This window comes from Microbacterium sp. A84, from assembly GCF_051842815.1.
In the GTDB taxonomy this organism is placed as follows: Bacteria; Actinomycetota; Actinomycetes; order Actinomycetales; family Microbacteriaceae; genus Microbacterium.
The window spans coordinates 307,524-330,731 of record NZ_JBPXMS010000004.1 but is presented as its reverse complement, the minus strand read 5'-3'; the positions used below and the strand labels follow the sequence as shown (position 1 = coordinate 330,731).

Here is a 23,208-nt window from a genome sequence, read left to right as displayed (position 1 = left end):
AAACGCCTCTCGGCGGGAGGCCGCTCAAAGCGGCAAAAATTGGAGCCCGGGGTTATGCGGCCCGGCTACTCCATTGTAACGTCCCGACGCCGAGGGTATTCCCTCCGTCATCCTGGTCGTAGAGTCGATTCATGACCCAGCGCTTCGCCCTGATCATCGATCCCGTCCATGCCGACGAGGAACGGGCCGACTACGCCGACACGTTCACGGTGGTGGATGCCACGGCCCCCGCTCTCAGCGTTGGTGAGCTCAGTACGCAGCGCGGTGATGGCGTGTTCGAGTCGATCGGCGTGATCAACGGACACGCCCAGGAGGTCATCGCGCACCTTGAGCGTCTTGCGAACTCTGCGCACCTGTGCGACCTTCCGGTGCCGCATCAAGAGCAGTGGCGTCAGGCGGTCGCAGTGGCCGCTGCGGAGTGCCCGCCCGGGGAGGCCGTGATCAAACTGATCCTCAGCCGCGGCGTGGAGCACGGTCCGACTCCGACGGCGTGGGTGACTGCGGCGCCGGCATCCGATTTCTCTCGTGTGCGTAGCGAAGGTGTGCGCGTCGTGACGCTGGACCGGGGTTATGACCTCGATGTGGCCGAGCGTGCACCGTGGCTACTGCTGGGCGCCAAGACGCTGTCGTACGCGGTGAACATGGCGGCGCTGCGCGAGGCACGCAGGCGAGGGGCAGAGGACGCGATCTTCCTGTCCACGGATGGCTTCGTGCTTGAGGCTCCGACCGCGTCGCTGATCCTCCGCTTCGGAGACCGCTTCGTGACCCCGGCGCCGGCTGGCGGCATCCTGCACGGCACGACGCAGCTGAGCGTCTACGAATACCTGTCGGGACGCGGCTTCGAGACGGGGTACGACCGGATTCCGGCGACGGATCTGCCCAGCGCGGATGCCGCATGGCTGGTGTCGAGTCTCCGCCTGGCAGCCCCGATCACCGCCATCGACGCTCATCCGATCCCCACAGTGCCCGCACTGACATCCGATCTGAACCACTACCTCCTCTCCCCGCGCGACTGATGCGTGCGGCCGTCCGCCGGCTGGCCGTGCCAGATCCCAGACGGGCGGGTGACTCGGCGGCGTGTCGATCCTGCGACATGCCGCCGATGGCCGGGGTCGTCCGGGATTCAGCCCACTGCAACCTGAAAAGAGGCGCGCAGGTGAGCGCTGGCCGTGACCTTGGCGATGATTGCGGCTTTGACGATCTCCCAGTCGTGCACGATCATGGCGTAGTCGAACCGCAAGGTCTCATATCCGAGCGCGGCCGCCTTCGCATCTCGCACAAGGTCTTTGTGTCGCTTCGCCTCCCGCTCGTGGTTCTCGCGCCCGTCCGCTTCGATGATGAGCCGGTTACCGATCACCATGTCTACCTCGCCCACGCCCTCAATCGAGATCTGAGTCTGCACGCTGATGCCGAGGTGATGCAGCCGCAGTCGGACGAGGGATTCGAGTCCACTGTCCGCATCGGAGTGTGCGAACGCGAGGAGCCAGAGTAACTCTTCGGGGAGTCGTTCGCCCAGCCATCTCAGCCCATCAGGTGGCAGCGAGCTATGCCGGAGGGCGGATTCCAAAGCGACGAAGAATGATTCCTCGCCCATGCATACGGCGATCTGGAGTAGAGCATTTCGCACCGGCGGTAACTGGCCGAGCCGGGCCGCGCCATCATCCCAGTGCATGCGTGGTTTGTTGCCGCAGTCATCTCGTCTGCACTGATGTCGTTCACCGGCGTGCCCGACCCAGACATGGAGGTCTATTTCATCGTTCTCGAGTACCCACAGCCCGTGCATCCGCCCCGCAACGAGGCAGGCGGGCACACCGCCGTGTTCCGCCGCGTGGACAAGCTCATCTGATGTGTCGGTCGCGGCGTACACACCCTGTCTCACACGGTAGATCTCACCGGCTTTGCAAGCGCGTGCAAGCTCGCGCTTGGTCACACCATGAGAGTGGAGGTCGCTAGTGCGTGCGATGGGCCCGATTGCTGCGAGGACGGTGAATGCGCGTGCGAAACTCATCGTCCGAGCATCCGCTCTGCGCGCGAATCATGTCCCCCGGAAATCCATGATCCGTGGAGAACTCGGCCGAATTCTGAGTTGTGCAGTGAAAGTCACTCGTCCCGAACCCCAGATGGCACCATGCAATTGCGGCGCGGCGCATCCGGGACACGCCGCAAACGTGCCTGCGCATCTGGGATTAGGGCCGGAAGAAGGGGAGAGGACCTACCCGAACCGGCCAGACACGTAGTCCTCGGTCGCCTGCACCGTCGGGGTGGTGAAGATCGCCGAGGTATCGCCGTACTCGATGAGCTTGCCTGGCTTGCCGGTGCCGGCGATGTTGAAGAATGCCGTCCGATCCGAGACGCGGGAAGCCTGCTGCATGTTGTGCGTCACGATGACGACGGTGTACTGGTTCTTCAGTTCGCCGATCAGCTCTTCGATCGCATAGGTGGAGATCGGGTCGAGGGCTGAGCACGGCTCATCCATCAGGATGACCTGGGGCTCAACGGCAATCGCGCGAGCGATGCACAGACGCTGCTGCTGCCCACCCGAGAGGCCGGAGCCTGGCCGGTCGAGGCGGTCCTTGACCTCATTCCAGAGGTTCGCTCCGGTGAGCGCACTCTCGACCAACGCCTCCTGATCCGAGCGAGACATCCGCTTGTTGTTCAGCTTGACGCCCGCGAGCACGTTCTCCTTGATCGACATCGTCGGGAAGGGGTTCGGACGCTGGAACACCATACCCACCTGCCGACGAACAAGCACAGGGTCGACACCGGGGCCGTAAAGGTCCTTGCCGTCCAGCAGCACTTCGCCCTGCACGCGAGCGCCAGGAATCACCTCGTGCATGCGGTTCAGGGTGCGCAGGAACGTGGACTTGCCACAACCGGACGGACCGATGAACGCGGTCACGCTACGCGGCTGAATGTCGAGGGACACGCCCTCCACAGCGAGGAAATCGCTGTAGTAGACGTTGAGGTCGTTGACTTCGATGCTCTTGGACACGTGAGATTCCTTAAATATCGGGTACGGCTCAGCGGCCGGAGGTCTTCGGGGCGAACCACTTCGCGATGAGTCGCGCGAGCAGGTTCAACACCATGACGATCAGGATCAGGGTGAGAGCGGATGCCCATGCGCGGTCGAGCGCGGCATCCGGGTTCGTGCCCTGGTTCATGTACTGGTTGTAGGCGAACACGGGCAGAGTCATCATCTGCCCATCGAAGATGTTCGTATTCACGCTCATCGTGAATCCGGCGGTCAGCAGCAGGGGCGCGGTCTCGCCGATCACGCGAGCAATCGCCAGGGTGATCGAGGTCATGATGCCCGCGATAGAGGTGGGCAACACGACCTTGAGGATCGTCAGCCACTTCGGCACGCCCAGCGCGTAGGCGGCCTCGCGCAGCTCGTTCGGGACGATCTTCAGGAGTTCTTCGCTCCCTCGCACGACCACCGGCGTCATCAGCACCGCCAGCGACAGCGCGCCCATGATGCCCATCGAGATTCCAGGGCGGAAGATCACCGAGAAGACGGCGTAGATGAACAGGCCCGCGACGATCGAGGGGATGCCGGTCATCACGTCGACGAAGAACGTGATGCCCTTCGCGAGCTTGCCGCGGCCGTACTCGACCAGGTAGATCGAGGTCATCAGACCGATGGGCACCGAGATCACGGTGGCGGTGAGAGTGATCAGCAGCGTGCCCCAGATGGCATGCACGATGCCGCCGCCTTCACCGACGACGTTGCGCATCGAGAACGAGAAGAACTCGGGATCGAAGCGGTTGAGTCCGTTCGAGACCACGGTCCACAGCAGCGAGACGAGCGGCATCAGGGCGATCAGGAACGCGGTGGCGACGAGCGCCGTCATCAGTCGATCGACTGCCTTGCGGCGGCTTTCCACGATCATCGAGAGAACCGTGATCAGGACCATGTAGATCAGGATGCCGATGAGCGATGCACCCACGATGTTGAAGTCGGCGAGATTCTCACCGATGCTCGCAACGCCAAACACAGCGAAGGAGATCACCAGCGACAGCAGCAGCAGAGCCCATGGAGCCCACTTCGGAAGCCTGCCTGAGGTGAGAGCGACGTTGGGGGCGAGAGCGACGCCCGGCGCAGCAGTGAGGGTCATGTCAGTTCGCTCCCGAGAACTCGGCGCGGCGGGCGACGATCCAGCGTGCCACCGCATTGACCGCGAAGGTCACGACGAAGAGGATGAGGCCGGTTGCGACCAGTGTGTTGACGCCGGTGCCATGCGCCTCGGGGAAGGCGAGGGCGATGTTCGCGGGGATCGGCGTCGGGTTCGTTGCGGTGATCACCAGGAAGCTGACAACAGCCGAGGGGGAGAGCACCATCGTGACCGCCATCGTCTCACCGAGCGCGCGGCCGAGGGCGAGCATGGCCGCAGACACCATGCCGCCGCGGGCGAAGGGGAGAACGGCCATCCGCACCATCTCCCAGCGGGTGGCACCGAGCGCGAGCGCCGCCTCTTCGTGGAGCGTGGGCGTCTGCAGGAAGACTTCCCGGCAGATGGCGGTCATGATCGGGATGCACATCACGGCGAGCACCAGTGCTGCCGTCAGAATCGTCTTGCCGGTGGAGGAGACCTGGCCTTGGAAGAACGGGATCCAGCTCGCGTTTTCGCTCAGCCAGGCGTAGATCGGCTGCAGCATCGGAGCCAGCACCAATCCGCCCCACAGGCCGAAGACGACAGAGGGGACGGCAGCGAGCAGGTCGATGATGTAGCCGAGGAGCGAGGCGAGCTTACGGGGCGCGTAGTGCGAGATGAACAGCGCGATGCCGATCGAGATCGGGGCGGCGATGACCAGCGCCATGAACGCGGCCCAGAGTGTGCCGAACACCAGTGGCCAGACGTACGTCCAGAACGACTCGCCCTTGAGGATGTGGTTATCGCTGGTGTCGCCCTGGAACGCGGGGATGCTCTGGATGATGAGGAACGCCGCAACAGCCGCGAGGACGCCGAGGATGATGATCCCGGCGCTGAGCGCAGTGCCGGAGAACACCCGATCACCCAGGCGCTGCTTGGCGTTGATCGGGGCCGGCGGATCGGTGCGCGCGGACTGTACCTGCTCGGTCGTGCTCATGGTCTCCCTGTTTCGGGCGGAGGAGTCGGAGTGAAGCGTAGCGTGCTCGTCGATGCCCTCGCACCCTGTTCGGGGGCGAGGGCATCAACGTCAGCTGTATGCCATCAGGCGGTGATCAGCCGACCTGGATGAGGTCGATCGCGGCGAGGACCTTCTCGCGCAGGCCGTCCGAGATGGGGGCGTTGCCGGCGTTGTCTGCGGCGGCGTCCTGGCCCTCGGGGCTGGCGATGTAGGTGAAGTACGACTTGACCAGCTCAGCGACGTTGGCGTCTTCGTACTGCTCGCAGCCGATCAGGTAGCTGACCAGAGCGATCGGGTATGCGCCGTCTGCGGCAGCAGCGGGGTCGACCGCGAACGCGAGGTCACCCTCGCCGCGGCCATCTTCGAGGGTCGCGCCCTCGACGAGCTGCGAAGCGGCCTCCGCCGAGTACGCGATGTACTCACCATTGACGCCGACGTGCACCTGACCGAGGTCGCCGACCTGTGAAGCGTCGGCGAAGCCGATCGCACCGTTGCCGGCGGTGATGGCCTGAACGACACCGGAGGTACCCTGAGCGGCTTCGCCACCCTCGATCGGCCACTCGTCGGAGACCTCATAGGTCCAGATGTCTGCAGCGGTCGCCGCGAGGTAGTTGGTGAAGGTCTCCTGCGTGCCGGACGGGTCGGAGCGGTGAACCGGCGAGATGGCCAGATCGGGGAGCGTGGCGTCGGGGTTGAGCGTCGCGATCGCGGAGTCGTTCCAGTTGGAGATGGTGCCGGCGAAGATGCTCGCGATGGTGGCGGCATCCAGGTTCAGCGTGTCGACGCCCTCGAGGTTGAACGCCACTGCGACCGGCGAGATGTAGACGGGGATCTCGATGATGTCGTCTGTGGTGCAGGCGCCGAAGCCGCCGGCGGCGATCTCCTCGGCGTTGAACGCGCGGTCGGAGCCGATGAAGTTGCTGCCGCCCTCGAGGAAGTTTTCACGTCCTGTGCCCGAGCCAGTGGGCTCGTAGTTGATGGTGACCTCAACGTTGGCGGTCTGGAAAGCGGCGACCCAGGCCTCCTGGGCGGCTGCCTGCGAGGAAGCGCCGGTGGCGTCGATGGTGCCGGAGAGCGCAGTCGCGCCGGTCTCGGCGGGTGCATCGGATGTGTCGGCAGCAGGAGCTTCGTTCGCGGCACAGCCAGCGAGAGCAAGGGCGGCGACGGCGCCGATGGCGCTGATTCGGGCGATTCGGGAGATCTTCACTGTGGATCCTTCGATCGTGGATGGTTGAGGCCCGGTGCAGGGCACACAGTGACGCTAAGCGCGGCAGTTAACGAGACTCTCCCGCACAGGTAAACAGAAGGTGAACGACTGGCGACCCCTTGGAGTCGCTCCTGCTCGCGCAGGAAAACGTCAGAGCTTCGGAACGTGCGTCTCGATCGAGATGATGCCAGAACCAGGGTTCGTCGCCGACAGGTGCGCCACGGAGAACGCGGCCACCTCGAGCGCAGAAGCACTGCCGAGGTATGAGCCGTGCATGGTGCCGGTCGCGAGCGCGAGCTCCGTCAAAAGGTCCGGGAGCACGGGTCCATGACTGCACAGCAGTGCTGGCTTGCCGGAGCGCACTCGTTTGCCGATTACGGCCCTGGCGTCCGAGCGTCCCTCCTCCCACGCATCCTGGCTGATGCGCTCTGTCTCCACTGGCTTGCGATCCAGGGCCTTCGCGAGCGGTGTGATCGTCTCCACGCAGCGCACGGCGTCACTAGTGATAATTTTGCGCACGCCGAAGGCACGCAGCGGCGCGACGATGGCCGCGGCCTGCTTCTTGCCGCGCTCGGTCAGCGGGCGCGAAGCATCTGACATTTCCCAATCGGATCGCCCGATCGCTTTCGCATGTCGCAGCACGATGATCGGGAACGTGCGCAGCACGCCATCGTCGACGAGCCGTTCGAACTCGTCCAGAATCTCCAGATCCACCGGATAGCTGAGGCACTTTCGAGCCTTTTTCAGGCTCACCCATTCCAATGCTGCGATTTCACTGTTCGGCACGAAGGTGGAACTGCGAATCGCTTCGTCAGTTGCTTCGGCTGCCCAGTAGTGCACGACCTTCTGACGCTTGGGACGCATGAAGTATCGGCTGACGCCCACTGGAACTCCGAGGAACACCCGGATGCCCGTTTCCTCATGCACCTCGCGCACCGCTGTCTGAGCGAGCATCTCGCCCGGATCGACTTTGCCCTTGGGCAGCGTCACATCGCGATACTTCGTGCGGTGGATGAGAAGCACGCGAAGCTTGCCCTCAACCAATCGCCACACCACGGCGCCCGCCGCGTACACAGCCTTGTCATCCCGCATGCCCAGAGCCGTCGTGATCATCGCACAGTGCGCGTTCGCCGACGACGACGAACCTGATTCATCGTGTAGTCCTGCAGATCCACCAGTGGATTTCCATCGGCATCCGCGAAGTGGCGATCCCACACGCCCTCGGCGCCGAGATGCCACGAGCTCGTCGTGTCATCCATGGCGAGATCGAAGAAGGACAGCAGTTCTTTGATGTGGTCGGGGCCGGTTACGCGCACGAGCGCTTCGACACGACGATCGAGGTTGCGGTGCATCATGTCGGCGCTGCCGATGTGCACTTGCGGGTCGCCGTCGTTCTCGAAGGCGAAGATCCGTGAGTGCTCCAGATAACGGCCCAGGATGCTACGCACGGTGATGTTGTCGCTGGTGCCGGGCAGATCGACCTTGATGCTGCAGATGCCGCGCACCCAGACATCGACCTTCACGCCCGCCTGGCTCGCACGGTACAGCGCATCGATAATCTCTTCATCGACCAGCGAGTTGACCTTGATGCGGATGTGCGCGGGTGCGCCGGCTTCCGCGTTCTTGCGCTCGTTGTCGATCTGGCGAAGCAGTCCCTTGCGCAGGTGCAAGGGGGCGACAAGAAGTCGCTTGAACTTCTTCTCGATCGCGTACCCGCTGAGTTCATTGAACAGCCTGGTGAGGTCTTTGCCGACCTGAGCATCGGCGGTGAAGAGCCCGAAATCTTCGTACACACGGCTCGTCTTCGGATTGTAGTTTCCGGTACCGACGTGCGAGTAGTGGCGTAGCGTGCCCTCTTCTTCGCGGATCACGAGGGCGAGCTTGCAGTGTGTCTTCAAGCCCACCAGTCCGTAGACGACATGGACGCCGGCCTTTTCCAGCTTGCGCGCCCAGACGATGTTGTTCGCCTCGTCGAAGCGCGCCTTCACCTCGACGAGCGCGAGCACAGACTTGCCGGCTTCGGCCGCGTCGATGAGGGCCTGCACAATAGGACTGTCACCCGAGGTGCGGTACAGCGTCTGCTTGATGGCGAGTACGTGCGGGTCGCGCGCCGCCTGCTCGAGGAAGGCCTGCACGCTGGTGGCGAAGGATTCATAGGGGTGATGCACCAGCACATCGCCCTGGCTGATCGCGGAGAAGATGTCGGCGCGGGTGCTCGAGCCGATCGGCTGGAAGGCCAGCGCGGTCGTGGGCAGGTGCGGCGGGTAGCGCAGGTCGGGGCGGTTCACGCGCGAGAGCGAGAAGAGTCCGCGCATATCAAGCGGGCCAGGGAGGCGGTAGACCTCTTGATCGGTGATGTCGAGCTCTTTGATGAGCAGGTCGAGAGTGACATCGTCCATGTCATCGGTGATCTCGAGACGGATCGGCGGACCGAAGCGGCGGCGCAGCAGCTCGGCCTCAAGGGCCTGGATGAGGTTCTCGCTCTCGTCTTCCTCGATCTCCACATCCTCGTTGCGGGTCAGACGGAACGCGTGGTGATCGAGCACTTCCATTCCGGGGAAGAGGTCGCCGAGGTGGTTGGCGATCAGCTCTTCCAGACGAAGGAATCGCTTGATCTCGCCGGATCCTGGAACTTCGACGAATCGCGGCAGCATGGGCGGCACCTTGAGCCTCGCGAACTCCTGACGGCCGGTGCGCGCGTTGCGGATGCGGATCGCGAGATTCAGTGAAAGCCCGGAGATGTACGGGAAGGGATGCGCCGGGTCAACCGCGAGCGGCATGAGCACCGGGAAGACGTGCAGCTGGAAATATTCGGTGAAAGCCGCGCGCTCGGCATCGCTGAGTTCATCCCATTCGGTGATCTCGATTCCGGCATCCGCCAGGGCGGGGCGCACCAGATCGGTCCAGGCTACGGCGTGCCGAAGCTGAAGGGCATGGGCATCGTTGGAAATATCGGTGAGGACGTCGGAAGGCGATCGGCCGACGTTGGTGGGAACAGCGAGGCCGGTGAGGATGCGGCGCTTGAGGCCGGCCACGCGCACCATGAAGAACTCGTCGAGGTTGCTCGCGAAGATCGCCAGGAAGTTCGCTCTCTCCAGCTCGGGGAGGCTCGAGTCCTCGGCCAACTCCAGCACGCGCTGGTTGAACGCGAGCCAGCTGATCTCGCGATCATGAAAGCGATGGTCAGGGAGCAACGAGTCCGGTGATTCGACGGCGTCGAAGTCGTCGTCCTCGGCGTCACCAAGGCCAGCGTCTGCGAAAGCGGGATCGATCATGCTGTACATCTTTGCATCGCCGGGTGGCACACGTGTGAACGAGTCCGCGATGTGTCAGCGGCTCGCCGACGACATTTGGTCATCGTCGTACACATTGAAGCGGTAGCCGACGTTGCGAACGGTGCCGATGATCTGCTCCTGGTCGCCGAGTTTCGCGCGCAGGCGACGCACATGCACATCCACCGTGCGTGTGCCACCGAAGTAGTCGTAGCCCCACACTTCACTCAGCAGCTGTTCGCGAGTGAACACCCGTGACGGATGCGTGGCCAGGAAATGCAGGAGCTGAAACTCCTTGTAGGTGAGATCCAGTGCCTTGCCGCGCAGTTTGGCGGAGTAGGACTGTTCATCGATCGTGACTCCGGATGCGTGCACTCGAGTTGGCGCGGAGTTGGCGTCGCTGCGAGCGATCGCCAGTCGGATGCGCGCATCGGTCTCGGCAGGTCCGGCATTCGTGAGCAGCACATCGTCGATGCCCCAGTCTCCGGAGACAGCGCTCATGCCGCCTTCAGTGACGACGAGCAGAAGGGGAGCATCCTGGCCGGTCGTGCGCAGCAGCTTGCACAAAGATTTCGCGCCGGCGAGGTCGTGCCTGGCGTCGACGATCACGATCTCGCTCTCGGGCGCACTGACGAGCTGAGCGGGTTCTGCAGAGATCTGACGCACCCGGTGACTGAGCAGGTCGAGGGCGGGCAGAACCTGCTCCGAAGTTGGAGCTGAGGTCAGAACCAGGATCAGGGCCACGCACTTTCCTTTCGGGCGACGAGGCCGACGCCCTGCACGGCGATCGGGGGAAGCCGTGCGCCAATGATACCGAGCGACGGCAGACGCTGTGACGTGGTGGGGGCATCATCCGCGTCGAATAGGTAACAATGGAGTCATGCCTGAACCCGCTCTCGCACCGCGCAGTCCTCTGAGTGGCGTCGTCGTCGTGTGGGCTGCTGCGCTCCTCGCGGCGGTCATGATCGGCATCTTCGTGCCTGAGGAATGGCGCGTCCAATGGTTGCTCGTCGGTTTCGGCGGTGCGATTCTGCTCTCCTTCGCCCTGCAGCTCGGGTACGGCCAGACCAAGGGGTTTATCTTCCGGATCGCCGCGAGCGTGACCGGTGCGCTGCTGCTGCTCGGTGTGGTTTCGGCGGGGTTCGCTCTGGCAGCCCTGGTTCCTGCCTGAGATCCATTCGCCGCGGGCAACGACAGCGGGGGTAGAGTGGGGCCATGGATCTCGTCGCTCTGGAACTCTTCTTCATCGGTCTGCTGGGGCTTGCGAGTCTCGCGATTTTCTTCGTGGCCGGTGTGGTTCTTCGGAACCTGTTCCGTGGCCAGCGCTGATCTGAGTTTTGATGCTCGGGCTTCCCACCGATCTTCCGGCTGATCTCGCGCCGCTGAGCTGGCTCATCGGCGTCTGGGAAGGCACCGGAGTCATCGAGTACACCGCAGGTGATCACCGCTTCGAAGGCGAGTTCACCCATCGGGTGAGTTTCAGCCACGATGGTGCGGGCTACCTGAACTACTCTGCGACCGGCTGGATGGCTGCGGCAGAGGGCGAAGCATCCGTGCCGCTCGTCGCCGAAACCGGCTTCTGGCGTATCGCTCGTCCCGCGACAGAAGCTGATGCAGGCCCGGCTTTGCTGCCTCCGATCGAGGCGGCTCCGGCGCGTACTGTCCACGACGTCGAGCAGCTCCGGAGCGAATCGGGCGGTTTCCCGCTGGAAGTGTCGGTTGCGCACTCTGACGGCGCGCTCGAGCTGTACCTCGGTGAAATCAACGGCCCACGCGTCGACATCAGCACGGACGCGATCGTGCGCGGTGCCGGCGGCAAAGAGTACGGCGCTGCCAGTCGCATGTATGGGCTGGTCGACAATCACCTGCTCTGGGCGTGGGACATCGCAGCTCTCGGCGCGACGCTGGCGTCGCATGCCTCAGCACGTCTGGCTAAGGTCTGATCATGCCCACTCTCATTGATGCTTTTGCGGCGCTACCCGGCGCGGTCGCGACCGACGGTGTTCTCATGCACCTGGGCGAGCCCATGCGAGAGCAGCGTCGGCTGCTGTCGGGCAGCGCCGTTGCGCCGCTGGGAGACCGCGGCGTGATCGAAGTGGCAGGGGAAGACCGGCTGAGCTGGTTGGACTCCATCACTTCGCAGGGTGTCGCAGGGCTGCGCTCCGGTGACAGCACGGAACTGCTCGTGCTCGATCCTCAGGGACGCGTCGAACACGCTGCCGGCGTCTTCGAAGACGGCTCATCCGTATGGCTGATCGCGGACGCCGCTGACGTCGAACCGCTCGCCGCCTGGTTGAAGCGGATGATCTTCCGCTCGCGGGTCACGGTGACCGTGCGCACAGATCTTGAACTGCTCGGTTTCTTCGCCGGTGGCGATGCGGATGCCGCGGTGCGCGCGATTGCTGCGGCTCCCGGCGACACGCCGCTCGTCTGGTCCGATCCGTGGGTCGTCGTGCAGCCGGGCGGACATCAGTACGCGAACGTCGAGGAACACCCGGCCGCCGACTATGCGTGGCGCGTGGCGATCGTCGAGGCGGATGCCGTGGCATCCGCCATCTCCACATTCGAGGCCGCTGGCATTCTGGCCGCCGAGGCGTTGCGTATCGCAGCCTGGCGACCACGCTGGGCCAGTGAAGTCGATGAACGTTCGCTGCCACACGAGACCGACTGGATCCGCAGCGCTGTGCACCTGAACAAGGGCTGCTACCGGGGCCAGGAGACCGTCGCGAAGGTGCACAATCTCGGCCACCCGCCGCGTCGCCTCGCCGCGCTCCACCTCGACGGCAGCGACGATGTACTGCCAGAGCCAGGGTCTGCGATCTTCGCCGGCGATGCCGAAGTCGGGCACATCACCTCGGTTGCCCGTCACTACGAAGATGGGCCGATCGCGCTGGCCATACTGTCGCGGCGTGCGCCGACAGCTGAGCTGATCGTGCGGACAGATACTGTCGATGTCTCCGCGGCGCAGCAGGTGATCGTGCCGGCGGATGCTGGTGCCACCGCCGATGTGCCGCGGCTGACCCGTCTGTCTCGTCGTCCTGAAGGACAGGATCCGCGCCGAGCCTGAGCGCGCCGCATCCCTCGGCACGCACGCCAGGATCCACCCCCGATGCGGGAAGGAAAACCTGGCTGCGATCGAACTTGGAGCCGTGTTTTTCTTCCGCCACCGGCGCGATATCGTGTACGGATGTCGCACCAGGTCAAAACCCGCATGCTCTGGGCAGATCTTCCCGAAGGGATTCACGCCGAGTGCGCGCGTATCCTCGGCGGTCCCGTGGTCTCGACGGTCAGCCAAGCAGGCGGTTTCTCGCCCGGCAGCGCGGACCGCGTCTCGACGGCGGATGGGCAGCGCGCGTTCGTGAAAGCGGTGCGCCGCGACCACAACTCCGGGGCGTTCGAGCTGCACGCGCGTGAGATTGACGTGATGTCGGCGCTTCCCGCCGAGGTCAGCGCGCCCCGTTTGCTTGGGTCCTGGATTGTGGATGACTGGGTTGCGTTGATTCTCGATGACGTGGAGGCCCGCCATCCCGGTGCAGCGCTCGACGGTTCCGACACGGTCGCTGTGCTCGATGCTTTTGCGACATTACCCGTGGTCTCCGGCTCGGCACTCGCGTCGCTGCCGCGGGCGACTGACGAGTTCACTGCGGAACGAGACAGCTGGTTGGCGATCGCAGCCGATGACAGCGGTGCGGATCTGCCGCAGTGGGTGATGGGCATGCGCGAGAGGCTGCAAGACACGGCTTCGCGGGTATGCGAAGCGGTCGACGGTGAGCACCTGATGCATCTGGACGGCCGTGCCGACAACATCCTCATCGATTGTGTGGGCAAGGCCTGGATCATCGATTGGCCGTGGGCCGCCGTCGGCGCGCGGTGGGTCGATGGCCTGTTCTATCTCCTAGATGCCCGCCTGCGCGGCGAGACGGTGGATGCAGAACACCTGCTGCACTCTCACGAACTGTTCGCGGGTGTGCCGGCTGAGGAAGTCGACGCGGTGCTGGCTGGAGCGATCGGTCGTTGGTTCGATCAGGCTCGTAGGCCCGCGCCGCCGAACATGCCCACGATTCGTGCTTTCCAGCGCAGCGAGGCGCTCGCCGGAGTGGCGTGGTTGCAGGAACGCTGGGGCTGATCGAACTCAGCGCGGCGCGACCGCGCTCCACGGCACCGTGAGCTCACCGAGCCGCCAGCGAGTGCGGCCGCCCAGCACCGGCCATCCCTGGTCTTTGAGTGCCTTCACCGTGGCGAGGAACCGCTGGGTCGCACCGAACGTCGACAGCGACGCCGCGCGATCCCACTCGCGATCCAAGCCGATGAGCAGGTCGTGCACGCGCTCGCCGGGCACGTTGCGGTGGATCAGTGCCTTGGGGAGGCGTTCGGCGACGATGCGGGGGTGCTCCAGCTCTGCCAGCCGCAACGAGATCGTGAAGCGTTGGGGCTGGCCGTCGGGGGCGACATCGATCCAGCTGGCGATGCGGCCGATCTCGTCGCAGGTGCCCTCGAACAACAGCCCCTGCGGGGTGAGTCTGGCGGCCATCGATGCCCATGCGGCTGGCACTTCCGATTCGTCGTACTGACGCAGCACGTTCATCGCCCTGATCGCGGCGGGGCGACGGCCTCCGGTCAGCGGCACTTCGAACCCACCACGTGCGAAGGAGACGCGAAGATCGGGGGAGAAGGGCGTGCGGCCTGCACGCACATCATCGAGCTGCCTACGAGCGGTGGCGACGCGCTCAGGATCGAGCTCGAAACCGATGACCTCGGCATCCGGACGCACCCGGCCGAGCCTGGTCGCCAGCTCGAACGCGGTGACACCGCTGGCGCCGAATCCCAGATCGATCACCAGTGGATCTGCGGCAGTGCGAAACGCGGGGCTAGCGGCGATCCAGCGATCATTGCGGCGCAGTCTGTTGGTTCCCGTGGTGCCCCTGGTGGGATGCCCGAGTGGAGATGACGCCATGCATCCATCCTGCCATCGGCGGGGAGGGCTCTCGATAGACTGGAGCCATGACGCGCACCCTCATCCTGCTCCGCCACGGCCAGAGCGAGTGGAACGAACTGAACCTGTTCACCGGTTGGGTGGATGTCCGCCTCACTGAAAAGGGCAAGGAGGAGGCTCGCCGCGGCGGCGAGTTGCTTGCCGAGTCCGGCCTGCTGCCCGACGTTTTGCACACCTCGCTGCTGAGTCGCGCCATCCAGACCGCGGATATCGCTCTGGATGCTGCCGACCGCCTGTGGATCCCGGTGACCCGCTCCTGGCGGCTCAACGAGCGTCACTACGGCGCTCTGCAGGGCAAGGACAAGGCGCAGACTCTGGAAGAGTTCGGTCCAGAGCAGTTCCAGTTGTGGCGTCGCTCGTTCGACGTACCGCCGCCCCTGCTCGACGACGCCAGCGAGTTCAGCCAGGTGAATGACCCGCGCTATGTCGGCATCGACGGCGATGTGCCTCGCACCGAGTCGCTTTCCATCGTCATCGACCGGATGCTGCCCTACTGGGAGAGCGCGATCGTTCCTGACCTCGAGGCGGGCAAGACCGTTCTCGTCGTGGCGCACGGCAATTCGCTGCGTGGTCTCGTCAAGCACCTGGACGGCATCAGCGACGACGAGATCGCCGAGCTGAACATCCCTACCGGCATCCCGCTGATCTACGAGCTCGATGACAACAACGTTCCCACCGGTCCTGGCCGTTACCTCGACCCCGAGGCCGCTGCCGCCGGCGCTGCTGCGGTCGCTTCGCAGGGCAAGAAGTAACACCGACGCCCCTGGTACACGACGAGGCCCCCTGCTGCATCTGCAACAGGGGGCCTCGTCAGTAAGCAGGGGCGTCAGGCGAGGCCCTTACCGCCACTCTCTTCAGCCTCAGCCTCAGCTGCGGCCAGAGCGATGTCGTCCTCGTCGACGTCCCAATCGCCGGTGGCGAGGTACACGACCTTCTTCGCAACAGCGACGGCGTGATCGGCGAAGCGCTCGTGGTAACGGCTGGCGAGCGTGGCATCGACGGTCGCGTTGGCTTCACCCTTCCAGGTGTCGCTGAGCACCTTCTCGAACACGCGAGCGTGCAGTTCATCGACCTCGTCATCTGCGTTGCGGATGACATCGGCAAGGCGTAGGTCCTGAGTGCGCAGCAGTTCGGAGAGCGTGCGGGCGATCTCGACGTCTTGTTCGCCCATCTTCGTGAACGTGCCCTTGAGCCCCTTCGGGATGGCACGTTCAGGGAAGCGCATGCGAGCAAGCTGAGCGATGTGCTCTGACATGTCGCCCATGCGCTCCAACGAAGCGCTCACACGCAGCGCGAAGACGACGATGCGAAGGTCACGCGCGACCGGCTGCTGGCGGGCGAGGATCTCGATGGCCTGCTCGTCGAGTTTGACGGCCAGTTCGTCGATCTTGGTGTCGTCGGCAATCACCTCTTCAGCGAGGGAGACGTCGCTGGTGGCGAAGGCCCGAGTGGCCTTGTCGATGGAGACCGTGACGAGGTCGGCAATCTCCACGAGGCGAGACTGCAGGTCCACGAGGGACTGGTGGAAGACTTCGCGCATGTGCGGCGCAACCTTTCATTCGGATCTCGGGCGGTTTCGACCGGCCGATGGAGGGCACTGCCATGTGCGCGCGCCCTCATTGATTGTGTTCGTCAAAGGTTAACGGACGGTGCCCAGTACGTGAATACTAGTTCTCGGCTTCCCGTTCTGATGCGGAAACTCGCTGAAGTCGAGGTGAACGCACCCTACGCTGGAGGAATGACCACGCCGCAGATCGCGCTCCTTGCCCTTGCCATGGGTTTGGTGATCGGCGCCGGGCTGTCAGTGCTCATCGTCTGGGCATATCGGGCGAGAGCCAAGGTCGTGGAGGAATCAGCTGCCACGGTCCCGCAGGGAACTGCGGACGTACTGGACAGCATGGACGACGCGGCCTGTGTCATCGACACGTCGGGGCTTGTGCTCGCGACCTCACATGCCGCCGCACGGTTCGGTATCGACGTCGGTGCAACGCTCGACAACCAAGAGCTGCGTCAGCTTGTGCGTACGGTGCGCTCCACCGGGGCATCCACCACAGAGACGATGCGAATCACGCGGCCAGGCGTGAGCCTGGATCCACGACTGGTGTCGGCGCGAGCCAGCACCCTTGGCCCACGCTTGACTCTGCTGATCATCCGCGATGTCACCGAGCAGGAACGGCTGGATCAGGTGCGCCGCGACTTCGTCGCCAACACCAGCCACGAGCTGAAGACTCCGGTCGGTGCGGTGAGCCTGCTCGCCGAGGCGATCGAATCGGCGGCAGACGATCCGGCGCAGGTGCGCATCTTCGCCGCGCGTATCTCGGCTGAAGCCTCCCGCCTCGGCCAGCTCACCGGTCGCATCATGAGCCTGTCGCGTCTGCAGGCAGCTGATGGGATCACCGATTTCGATCCGGTCGCCATCGATGAGGTCATCACCGCATCCGTCGAGGCGCACGCCGTACAGGCAGATTCCGCCGGCGTCGACCTCCTCCGCGGCGGCGATCGAGGCGCTTTTGTTCGTGGCGACGTGCAGATTCTCATCGAGGCGGTCAGCAACCTCATCGCGAACGCGATCGTGTACTCGCCGAAGGGGTCGCGCGTGGGCATCGGTGTCAAGATCGAGGGTCGGACGGTCGAGATCGCCGTTTCGGATCAGGGCATCGGAATCAACGAGTCTGACCGCGATCGCATCTTCGAGCGGTTCTACCGTGCCGACGAAGCACGCTCGCGGCGAACCGGCGGCACTGGCCTCGGGCTCTCGATCGTCAAGCACGCCACCCAGCGACACGGGGGAGAGGTGCGTCTGTGGTCGCGCCCCGCCCGCGGATCGACGTTCACCATTGTCTTACCACGAATCGAAGCCCCGGAATCGGAAGAATCCGACCGGAAGAACAAGAAGAAGCGCGCGCGGAAAGCGGCCAAGGAAGCCGTATCCGCACGCATCCGAAACGGAGAGACCGAATGACTCGCATCCTGATCGTCGAGGACGAACCAGACCTCGCCGACCCGCTGGCATACCTGATGCGCCGTGAGGGCTATGAGGTGGAGATCGCAGAGGACGGTCCCGGCGCCCTCACCGCGTTCGGTGAACGCGGCGCCGACATCGTGTTGCTCGATCTCATGCTCCCGGGGATGCCGGGCACTGAGGTGTGCCGCCAGATTCGGTCGACCTCTACGGTTCCGATCATCATGGTCACCGCGAAGGATTCCGAGGTGGATATCGTCGTCGGGCTGGAACTGGGCGCGGATGACTACATCACCAAGCCGTACTCGTCTCGTGAACTGCTCGCGCGCATGCGTGCGGTACTGCGCCGAGTCGTGCAGGCTGACAACGATCTCGACGAACGCGTGCTCGACGGTGGCAGAGTCGCTCTCGACATCGATCGGCACACGGTCTCCGTCGCCGGAAGCGAGATCAACATGCCGCTCAAGGAATTCGAGCTGCTTGAACTGCTGATGCGCAACTCCGGCAGAGTTCTCACGCGCGGTCAGCTGATCGATCGAGTGTGGGGCAGCGACTATTTCGGAGACACCAAGACGCTGGATGTGCACATCAAGCGCATCCGTTCACGTATCGAGGAGAACCCCAGTGAGCCGGTCATGCTGGTGACCGTGCGCGGACTGGGCTATCGCTTCGAGGGCTGAACGACGCAAGAGAGGCCGGCACCCGTGTGGGTGCCGGCCTCTCTTGCTGTCAGCAGATGCTGACGAGGATCAGCGTCAGTCCTTCGGAACCAGGTCTGCGTAGTAGGAGAGCGTGCCGTCGAGAACGGGCACTTCGGTGCTGGTTCCGGTGGCGTCTCCAGACTGGAAGTACATCTCGATGGTGGCACCAGGCATCGTGTCGAGGTCGTCGATGCGCAGCGGCTCGGCGTTCGCGCCCAGGCTCAGCGTGTCGCCTGCGCCGACGCGCACGGTCAGAGGCTCGAGGCCTTCGATCTCCACGGTGAGCGTCTCGCTCTTGTCCGTGTCGTTGACGATGGCAGCGACGAGGTTGCCGGTGGAGCCGTCTTCTGTCGCGATGACCATCGCGTTGCGGATCGCGAGCGGCCCGTCCGAGTCGGCAACATTCACCCCGTCAGAGGCCGAATACTTGACCTCAGTCGACTGTGGGGTGATGAAGGTGCATCCCGTCGCCCCGAGTAGAACAAGGGCGCTGACGGCGGCAGACGCTACAAGGCGCAGTTTCACGAGTCCTCCTGAAGGCATTGGGTAACCGTACCCATTCTATGGGTATCAGAGAGGCTGCTCGGGATCGCTGCGGGGGCAAACCTTAGCGCATCTTGCCTGTGGTATTCTGTAGGTTGCCGAAAGGACACGATTTTATGCTTTTTGAGGTTGGCGAAACGGTCGTCTATCCGCACCATGGGGCCGCGACGATCATCGAGGTCAAGGATCGCGTCATCAAGGGCGAGACCAAGAAATATCTGAAGCTCAATGTCACCCAGGGCGACCTCATCATTGAGGTGCCCGCTGAGAACGTCGATCTTGTCGGCGTTCGCGATGTCATCGGCCAGGAGGGGCTCGACCAGGTGTTCGAGGTGCTGCGTGCGCCGTTCACGGAAGAGCCGACGAACTGGTCTCGTCGCTACAAGGCGAACCTTGAGAAGCTCGCTTCTGGCGATGTGATCAAGGTCAGCGAGGTCGTTCGTGACCTGTGGCGTCGCGATCAGGACCGCGGCCTGTCCGCTGGTGAGAAGCGCATGCTTGCGAAGGCGCGCCAGATCCTCATCTCCGAGCTTGCGCTCGCTGAGAAGTGCGACGAGGAAAAGGCCGGCGTCATCCTTGACGAGGTCTTGGCTTCCTAAGCCGCGAGAAATAGACCGCTAGACCACGACAAACGTCGTGCCGCATGGAAAACATGCGTGCACGACGTTTTTCATGTTGCGGGCCAATTCTCGGGCCGTGAGCGGGGCGACGGTAACCTGAGCATGTGACCGTCGTACCAGAACTCCTGCCTGTGCCCACTGCGGCGATCATCGTCGTCGCGGCTGGTGCCGGCACGCGTTTGGGTGCGCGAGCGCCCAAGGCGTTCGTCGGCATCGATGCGCGCTCGGTGCTTCGCCATGCACTCGACGGTGTGTTCGCCGCCGGTCCTGCGCAGGTCATCGTCGTCGCCCCTGCTGGACATGAGGGGGATGCCGAGACGGCATTGCTCGAAGCAGCCGGGGATCGGCGTGACCTCGGCCGCGTCGTCGTCGGCGGCGAGACCAGACAGCAGTCGGTTGCCGCGGGCCTTGATGCGCTGTGGGGCGACATCACGACAGTGCTCGTGCATGACGCTGCGCGCGCACTCACTCCGCCCGCGCAGATCGATGCGGTCGTCGGTGCCGTGACGCGCGATGCGGGAGTCATTCCTGCGCTGGCGGTCATCGACACCATCAAACGAGTGGATGCTGGCGACGTCGTCGCTGCGGTCGATCGCTCCGAACTCGCCGCAGCACAGACGCCGCAGGGCTTTCCCCGCGCGCTGCTGGAGGCGTCTTACGCGGACGCACTCGCATCAGGAGTCGAGTACACCGACGATGCCGCCCTGTTCGCCGCAGCCGGCCACCCGGTGCGGCACATCGAAGGATCGCCGATGGCATTCAAGATCACCACGCCCGCAGACCTGGAGCGTGCGCGGCAGATTCTCGCAGCGCCCGTTGTCGCAGTGCCGGTTACATCAGTCCCGGTCGCATCTGGGCCGGTCATTCCTCGCGTGGGCATCGGCACAGACGTGCACGCCTTCGGCGGAGAGGGAAGCCTCTGGCTCGCCGGTCTTGAATGGCCGGGGGAGCCAGCGCTGTCCGGGCATTCGGATGGCGACGCCGTGGCACACGCGATCGTGGACGCACTCCTGGGTGCGGCTGGGCTCGGAGATATTGGTCAGCACTTCGGCACCGCGCATCCGGAGTATGCCGGAGCACATGGTGAGGTGTTCCTCGCTCGCACGCGTGAAATCCTCGCTGAGGCCGACTTCGCAATTGGAAACGTCTCGGTGCAGTTCCAAGGAAATCGGCCACGGTTCAGCGGCCGGCGGGCCGAAGCCGAAGCGGTGCTGTCCGCGGCGCTGGGCGGCGCGCCAGTCTCAGTGTCCGCGACGACGACGGACGGGCTCGGCTTCACGGGCCGTGACGAAGGCATCGCTGCGACGGCGATCGCACTTGTGTATTCCATGCGATAGGAAACGCTCAGCGCGGCCCCGGTAGTCTAGTTCAGTGACTCTCCGCCTCCATGACACTCGCGCACAGCAGCTGCGCGACTTCGTGCCTCTCGACCCCGAGAACATCACGATGTATGTATGTGGTCCGACGGTGCAGTCAGGACCCCACATCGGTCACGTTCGTGCGGCTCTGAGTTTCGATATTCTTCGTCGCTGGCTCGCACATCGCTACGGTCGGGTGACCTTCGTGCGCAACGTCACGGACATCGACGACAAGGTGTTGATGAACGCGACGGATGCTGAGCCCTGGTGGGCTTTGGCCTATCGGATGGAGCAGGAGTTCACCGCGGCGTACGCCGGTATCGGCATCCTGGCGCCGACGTACGAGCCTCGGGCGACAGCATCCATCCCGCAGATGCAGGAACTCATCACCACCCTCATCGAGCGTGGACACGCGTACCCTGCGCCCGACGGATCGGGTGATGTCTACTTCGACGTCCATTCGTGGGCGCAGTACGGCGCACTCACGCGCCAGGGCGTCGATGCGATGGAGGCGGCAGAGGATGCTGACCCCCGAGGCAAGCGGAACGCGCAGGACTTCGCGCTTTGGAAGGGTGCCAAGCCCGGCGAGCCGGCCGACGCGATCTGGGAATCGCCTTGGGGTGCTGGCCGTCCTGGCTGGCACATCGAGTGCTCGGCGATGGCGAAGCGGTATCTCGGTGCGGAGTTCGACATCCACGGAGGCGGCCTCGATCTGCGCTTCCCTCATCACGAGAATGAACTTGCGCAGTCGACAGCGGCCGGTGACGCCTTCGCTCGGTACTGGATGCACAACGGCCTTGTCACCGTCGACGGCCAGAAGATGTCGAAGTCGCTCGGGAACTTCACTCTCGCAGCCAGTGTGCTCGCCGATCACGACCCGCTTGTGATCCGCTACGCACTTGCCGCTGCGCACTACCGCTCGAGCCTTGATCTGTCGGACTCGTCATATGCCGAGGCTGAGGCTGCTCTCGAGCGCATCGACACGTTCCGGCAGCGGGTGCTGCGCGCAGTGGATGCTGATCCTGCTGTGCTCGCGCCCGGAGTACTTCCGGATGCGTTCGCAGCAGCGATGGACGATGATCTCGGGGTGCCGCAGGCTTTGGCCGCCGTGCACGAGACGGTACGGGCGGGAAACTCCGCATTGGATGCCGGCGACACCGATGCCGCGATTCACGCGGCTCGCGCACTTGCCGCGATGCTCGACGTGCTCGGGCTGAATGGCGCAGTGGCAGCCGCAGCAGGAGGGGCAGAGGCATCCGCTCTCGATGCCCTCGTGCAGACGATGATTACGCAACGCGCCCAGGCGCGGGCCGACAAGGACTGGGCAACGGCTGACCGCATCCGCGACGCACTCGCGGCGGCAGGCATTGCTTTGGAAGACACAGCAGACGGAACTCATTGGAGTATTGATGGCTAAGCCACCGCGCCCCGGCGCACACAACGGTAAGAAGAAGGGCCCGCTCAAGGGCACCGGCGGACTCGGACGCAAGTCGCTCGAGGGCCGCGGCCCGACGCCCAAGGCGGAGGACCGCGCCTGGCACGTCGCAGGCAAGCGCAAGGCCGCAAACGAGCGGTACGCGGCGGCTGGCGGCAAGGGTCGTCCGCCCGGCGCACGCTCGTCGAGCGGTGGCGGGAGCAACCCGAACCGCGCACCGAAGGCGAAGGCCGGAGACGACACTGAGAACGTCACCGGTCGTAACTCGGTACTCGAGGCGCTGCGGGCGAAGATCCCCGCGACCGCGTTCTACATCGCGCAGCGCGTCGAGATGGACGACCGCGTGAAGGAGATGCTGTCGATCGCAACGGGCCGCGGCATCCCTGTGATGGAGGTCACCCGTCAGGAACTCGACCGCATGGCCGGCTTCGACGGCGTGCACCAGGGCGTCGCGCTCAAGGTGCCGCCGTACGAGTACGCGCACCCGCAAGACCTGCTCGAGAAGGTCATCGACCGTGGCGAGGTGCCGCTGTTCGTGGCGCTTGACGGCATCACCGATCCGCGCAACCTCGGTGCGATCATCCGATCGACTGCCGCCTTCGGCGGGCACGGCATCATCCTGCCGCAGCGTCGCTCGGCGGGTGTGAACTCCGCAGCGTGGAAGACCAGTGCGGGCGCGGCAGCGCGCCTCCCGGTGGCGATGGCGACGAACCTGACCACGCAGCTGAAGGAATTCAAGAAGCAGGGCGTGTTCGTCATCGGCCTCGACGGCGGCGGCGATGTCTCATTGCCCTCGCTCCAGCTGGCCGACCGCCCAGTGGTCATCGTGGTGGGCTCTGAGGGCAAGGGGCTTTCGCGCTTGGTCACGGAGAACTGCGACCAGATCATCTCGATTCCGATCTCAACGGCGACCGAGTCGCTGAACGCTGGCATCGCGGCATCCGTTGCGCTGTACCAGGTGTCGACGATGCGGGCACAGCGCTGACCAAGGAATAATCAGAAGGAGAC

At 64.5% G+C, this 23,208-nt stretch carries 24 protein-coding genes and 1 pseudogene; 13 read left to right on the top strand and 12 right to left on the bottom strand.

Annotated elements, in window-relative coordinates:
- The first annotated feature begins 131 nt into the window (after positions 1-131).
- Positions 132-1,016, top strand: coding sequence for an aminodeoxychorismate lyase (locus ACSU04_RS16435; protein ID WP_439290306.1), 885 nt, complete (start codon positions 132-134; stop codon positions 1,014-1,016).
- A 107-nt stretch (positions 1,017-1,123) separates the two neighbouring features.
- Here ACSU04_RS16435 and ACSU04_RS16430 read toward each other — a convergent pair whose 3' ends face one another.
- Positions 1,124-1,672, bottom strand: coding sequence for an endonuclease domain-containing protein (locus ACSU04_RS16430; RefSeq protein WP_439290360.1), 549 nt, complete (start codon positions 1,670-1,672; stop codon positions 1,124-1,126).
- 36 nt (positions 1,673-1,708) lie between these two features.
- Between ACSU04_RS16430 and ACSU04_RS16425 the strand changes: the two genes are divergently transcribed.
- Entirely contained in the window at positions 1,709-1,846 is a 138-nt protein-coding gene (locus tag ACSU04_RS16425; RefSeq protein WP_439290363.1) for a hypothetical protein, read from the top strand.
- A gap of 21 nt (positions 1,847-1,867) precedes the next feature.
- On the opposite strand, the pseudogene ACSU04_RS16420 reads toward ACSU04_RS16425, so the two are convergent.
- The 8 genes and pseudogenes from ACSU04_RS16420 to ACSU04_RS16385 form a co-directional block, all read right to left on the bottom strand.
- A pseudogene (locus ACSU04_RS16420) lies at positions 1,868-2,008 on the bottom strand (type IV toxin-antitoxin system AbiEi family antitoxin domain-containing protein); the annotation flags it as partial.
- Positions 2,009-2,212: 204 nt separating this feature from the next.
- Positions 2,213-2,992: a phosphate ABC transporter ATP-binding protein PstB gene (pstB, locus tag ACSU04_RS16415; protein ID WP_439290305.1), complete on the bottom strand. Its 780-nt coding sequence runs from the start codon at positions 2,990-2,992 to the stop codon at positions 2,213-2,215.
- 28 nt (positions 2,993-3,020) lie between these two features.
- Entirely contained in the window at positions 3,021-4,115 is a 1,095-nt protein-coding gene (gene pstA, locus ACSU04_RS16410; protein WP_439280808.1) for a phosphate ABC transporter permease PstA, read from the bottom strand.
- A gap of 1 nt (position 4,116) precedes the next feature.
- Positions 4,117-5,088, bottom strand: coding sequence for a phosphate ABC transporter permease subunit PstC (gene pstC, locus ACSU04_RS16405; protein WP_439280807.1), 972 nt, complete (start codon positions 5,086-5,088; stop codon positions 4,117-4,119).
- A 115-nt stretch (positions 5,089-5,203) separates the two neighbouring features.
- Positions 5,204-6,316 carry a phosphate ABC transporter substrate-binding protein PstS gene (locus ACSU04_RS16400; RefSeq protein WP_439280806.1) on the bottom strand — a complete coding sequence of 371 codons (1,113 nt, stop codon included), beginning with the start codon at positions 6,314-6,316 and terminating at the stop codon, positions 5,204-5,206.
- Between the two features lie 150 nt (positions 6,317-6,466).
- Complete coding sequence (locus ACSU04_RS16395; RefSeq protein ID WP_439290304.1) at positions 6,467-7,429, bottom strand: NUDIX hydrolase; 963 nt, start codon at positions 7,427-7,429, stop codon at positions 6,467-6,469.
- Positions 7,426-9,591, bottom strand: a complete 2,166-nt coding sequence (locus ACSU04_RS16390) for an RNA degradosome polyphosphate kinase (protein ID WP_439280804.1) — start codon at positions 9,589-9,591, stop codon at positions 7,426-7,428. Before ACSU04_RS16390 ends, ACSU04_RS16395 begins: the two co-directional genes overlap by 4 nt.
- A 54-nt stretch (positions 9,592-9,645) precedes the next feature.
- A complete protein-coding gene (locus ACSU04_RS16385) occupies positions 9,646-10,332 on the bottom strand; it encodes a winged helix-turn-helix domain-containing protein (protein WP_439280803.1) in 687 nt (228 codons plus the stop codon).
- A 136-nt stretch (positions 10,333-10,468) separates the two neighbouring features.
- Between ACSU04_RS16385 and ACSU04_RS16380 the strand changes: the two genes are divergently transcribed.
- From ACSU04_RS16380 to ACSU04_RS16365, 4 genes are all read left to right on the top strand, one after another.
- Positions 10,469-10,759 carry a hypothetical protein gene (locus ACSU04_RS16380; protein ID WP_439280802.1) on the top strand — a complete coding sequence of 97 codons (291 nt, stop codon included), beginning with the start codon at positions 10,469-10,471 and terminating at the stop codon, positions 10,757-10,759.
- A gap of 169 nt (positions 10,760-10,928) precedes the next feature.
- Positions 10,929-11,531, top strand: a complete 603-nt coding sequence (locus ACSU04_RS16375; RefSeq protein WP_439280801.1) for an FABP family protein — start codon at positions 10,929-10,931, stop codon at positions 11,529-11,531.
- Between the two features lie 2 nt (positions 11,532-11,533).
- Complete coding sequence (ygfZ, locus tag ACSU04_RS16370; protein WP_439290303.1) at positions 11,534-12,655, top strand: CAF17-like 4Fe-4S cluster assembly/insertion protein YgfZ; 1,122 nt, start codon at positions 11,534-11,536, stop codon at positions 12,653-12,655.
- 120 nt (positions 12,656-12,775) lie between these two features.
- Positions 12,776-13,714 (top strand): hypothetical protein, encoded by a 939-nt coding sequence (locus tag ACSU04_RS16365; RefSeq protein WP_439290302.1) that lies wholly within the window; start codon positions 12,776-12,778, stop codon positions 13,712-13,714.
- A gap of 6 nt (positions 13,715-13,720) precedes the next feature.
- On the opposite strand, the gene ACSU04_RS16360 is transcribed toward ACSU04_RS16365, so the two are convergent.
- Positions 13,721-14,542, bottom strand: coding sequence for a class I SAM-dependent methyltransferase (locus ACSU04_RS16360; RefSeq protein ID WP_439280798.1), 822 nt, complete (start codon positions 14,540-14,542; stop codon positions 13,721-13,723).
- Positions 14,543-14,589: 47 nt separating this feature from the next.
- On the opposite strand from ACSU04_RS16360, the gene ACSU04_RS16355 reads away from it, so the two are divergent.
- Positions 14,590-15,333, top strand: a complete 744-nt coding sequence (locus ACSU04_RS16355; protein WP_439280797.1) for a phosphoglyceromutase — start codon at positions 14,590-14,592, stop codon at positions 15,331-15,333.
- Positions 15,334-15,407: 74 nt separating this feature from the next.
- Here the strand turns inward: ACSU04_RS16355 and phoU are convergent, their stop codons facing one another.
- Positions 15,408-16,121 carry a phosphate signaling complex protein PhoU gene (gene phoU, locus ACSU04_RS16350; protein ID WP_439280796.1) on the bottom strand — a complete coding sequence of 238 codons (714 nt, stop codon included), beginning with the start codon at positions 16,119-16,121 and terminating at the stop codon, positions 15,408-15,410.
- 198 nt (positions 16,122-16,319) lie between these two features.
- Here phoU and ACSU04_RS16345 point away from each other — a divergent pair, with 198 nt between their 5' ends.
- Positions 16,320-17,543, top strand: a complete 1,224-nt coding sequence (locus ACSU04_RS16345; protein WP_439290301.1) for a sensor histidine kinase — start codon at positions 16,320-16,322, stop codon at positions 17,541-17,543.
- Positions 17,540-18,223 carry a response regulator gene (locus ACSU04_RS16340; RefSeq protein ID WP_439280795.1) on the top strand — a complete coding sequence of 228 codons (684 nt, stop codon included), beginning with the start codon at positions 17,540-17,542 and terminating at the stop codon, positions 18,221-18,223. Before ACSU04_RS16345 ends, ACSU04_RS16340 begins: the two co-directional genes overlap by 4 nt.
- Positions 18,224-18,298: 75 nt before the next feature.
- Here the strand turns inward: ACSU04_RS16340 and ACSU04_RS16335 are convergent, their stop codons facing one another.
- Positions 18,299-18,769, bottom strand: coding sequence for a DNA modification methylase (locus tag ACSU04_RS16335; protein WP_439280794.1), 471 nt, complete (start codon positions 18,767-18,769; stop codon positions 18,299-18,301).
- A 134-nt stretch (positions 18,770-18,903) separates the two neighbouring features.
- On the opposite strand from ACSU04_RS16335, the gene ACSU04_RS16330 reads away from it, so the two are divergent.
- From ACSU04_RS16330 to rlmB, 4 genes are all read left to right on the top strand, one after another.
- Positions 18,904-19,386: a CarD family transcriptional regulator gene (locus ACSU04_RS16330; protein ID WP_439280793.1), complete on the top strand. Its 483-nt coding sequence runs from the start codon at positions 18,904-18,906 to the stop codon at positions 19,384-19,386.
- A gap of 125 nt (positions 19,387-19,511) precedes the next feature.
- Positions 19,512-20,744, top strand: coding sequence for a 2-C-methyl-D-erythritol 4-phosphate cytidylyltransferase (gene ispD, locus ACSU04_RS16325; protein ID WP_439290300.1), 1,233 nt, complete (start codon positions 19,512-19,514; stop codon positions 20,742-20,744).
- Between the two features lie 34 nt (positions 20,745-20,778).
- Positions 20,779-22,182 (top strand): cysteine--tRNA ligase, encoded by a 1,404-nt coding sequence (gene cysS / locus ACSU04_RS16320; RefSeq protein WP_439280791.1) that lies wholly within the window; start codon positions 20,779-20,781, stop codon positions 22,180-22,182.
- Positions 22,175-23,185, top strand: coding sequence for a 23S rRNA (guanosine(2251)-2'-O)-methyltransferase RlmB (gene rlmB, locus ACSU04_RS16315; protein ID WP_439290299.1), 1,011 nt, complete (start codon positions 22,175-22,177; stop codon positions 23,183-23,185). The genes cysS and rlmB overlap by 8 nt, the downstream gene beginning before the upstream one ends.
- Positions 23,186-23,208 lie beyond the last annotated feature (23 nt).